This is a genomic window from Peribacillus sp. P4_C12, from assembly GCF_056402095.1.
This window is the reverse complement of sequence record NZ_JBFUIB010000590.1, coordinates 1-2,062: the sequence shown is the minus strand read 5'-3', so window position 1 is coordinate 2,062 and position 2,062 is coordinate 1. Positions and strand designations below refer to the sequence as shown.

General features: G+C 32.6%; 3 protein-coding genes. All 3 read right to left on the bottom strand.

Annotated elements, in window-relative coordinates; genetic code table 11:
• Positions 1-138: sugar phosphate nucleotidyltransferase (locus AC1DUW_RS26880; protein WP_477643937.1), on the bottom strand; the 138-nt coding region annotated here is incomplete at its 3' end.
• A 254-nt stretch (positions 139-392) separates the two neighbouring features.
• On the bottom strand, positions 393-593 hold the full coding sequence (locus AC1DUW_RS26875; protein WP_477643936.1) for an HTH domain-containing protein: 201 nt from the start codon (positions 591-593) through the stop codon (positions 393-395).
• A gap of 474 nt (positions 594-1,067) precedes the next feature.
• Entirely contained in the window at positions 1,068-1,856 is a 789-nt protein-coding gene (locus AC1DUW_RS26870; protein WP_053347776.1) for a PhzF family phenazine biosynthesis protein, read from the bottom strand.
• Positions 1,857-2,062 lie beyond the last annotated feature (206 nt).

The following is a 2,062-nucleotide window of genomic DNA, read 5'->3' as shown; positions in this document are numbered from 1 at the left end:
TACAGCTTCTTCTATAATATATTGAATAGTTGGTTTATCCACGATTGGAAGCATTTCTTTTGGCATTGCCTTTGTAGCAGGTAAAAAGCGTGTTCCCAATCCCGCTGCAGGTATAATTGCTTTTTGTACTTTTTTCATTAATTTGTAGCTCCTTCATACTTTAGAAAATGTAAAAAAAAAACCTTTCAACAATTACAATTGTTGAAATTTTTTTAATCAAATGGATACCTCTTATATTAAAAGAAAATTCATAAAGGTAATTAACTAATGTTCATTCCAGTGTTAAAAATAAATTGAAAAAACACTAAAAATTTCTTAATCACATTATTGATAGTAACATAGACTCATTTTTTGTAAATATTTCAGAATAAATACAATAAAATTTGTAATTATTAATATTTTGAGGTAATTTCATATTTGATTTTTTTAAAAATAAAAAGACCTACAGAATTTGTGTTTCTGCTACCCCATTCATAACTTAACTTCTTAATCTTATTATGAATGGTTCTATCACTTACATGATGATGTATCGCTATCTCTTTAATAGTCATTTTTTGTTTGCGATTTTTTTTGATGATGTCTTTTACTAGCATTTCTCCCCATAGCTTCTAAGTATAACTATGGTGGAAATGCACCTAATCCATCAGAAATTGATTTAAATTCATTAGATAGTAAATTGGTAGCAAAGAACGGGGCTCTAGAGGGTAAAAGGACGGATCATCCATAGTTATATTGACATACTACTACATGGTAGTAATCCCAAAACAAAAAGGAGTATCGAGGATTTTCCTTTGATGAGGATATTTTTGATAGTGTAGACAAAAGGAAAAAAGTTAGAATTAGTAATCCAAGCACTGAGTTTGTCCAATAGCGGTATTCGCCAGTACAAGTTGACTCTATTATAGAATGGAAGAATATTGATTTACTTGTAAATATACATACACCTATAATAGAGTCAATCTTTGCCATTCCTTGTTAGTCAGGTACGTTCACCCTTTTTATTTTAATGGATATCCCTGACTTATTAGGCAATATTCTGAGATGCTCTCATTCTCTATTCTAGATAATCAAAGAGTTAAGTTTCCTTCGAATATTGTCACTGCATTTCCAGAAAGTTTAACTATATCTTCTACTACTTCAACCTTTATTACGCCCCCTCTTTCTGACGCTTGATAAGCTTGAAATATATTTTTGTTCAGCTTACTTTTCCAATATGGCCCTAAACAGCAATGTGCAGATCCTGTTACATAATCTTCGTTAAGGCCTTGGGCTGGAGAAAAGAAACGAGAAACAAAATCATATTCACTCGAATCTGATTGACTCGTTACAATGATGCCGCGAATAGGTAACTGAGCAATTAAGTCTATATCGGGATTTAAGTTTCTTACGATTTCTTCTGATTGAACTTCAATTAGGTAATCCCATTTGTTTTGACCAACATAAGTAGGAGCAACGCCTAAAGCCTTAATTAGTAAGTCAGGAGCAATAGCCTCCTTCTCTATTAATGACGGAAATTCCAACTGTACCATTCCATCTACCAATTTTGAAGTAAGAACTCCACTTTTCGTTTGATAGACAATTGGTTTATTTTTTTGTGCGTATCCTTTTCCCCATAAAAAGAAAGAACTTGCTAGTGTTCCGTGACCGCAAATAGGTATTTCAATAGAAGGAGTAAACCATCGTAAATTACATTCATTTTTATGAAGATTAATAATAAATGCAGTAACAGGTAAATTAGTCTCTTTAGCTATCTGTTGCATCCACTCTGTGTTCTTTTCCTCGCTAAGAAAACAAACAGCAGCTGGGTTCCCTCTAAACGGTTGGTCTGTAAAGGTATTGATAATAGTTAATTCCATCAAGTAAGCCTCCGGTAAAAAGTATTGTTAGCTACATATTTCTACTCCAAAGATCATAATCCCTTTTTAAACCTTACTCAAAATTTTGGTTAGTTGTACAAGGGGGCTTGAACACCTTCTCCAACTTCGTTACCACATTACCACTTTCATCTTTCATAAAAAATCCTTCTACCAATGGTATCGACATAAACTGCTCGTTATTGACC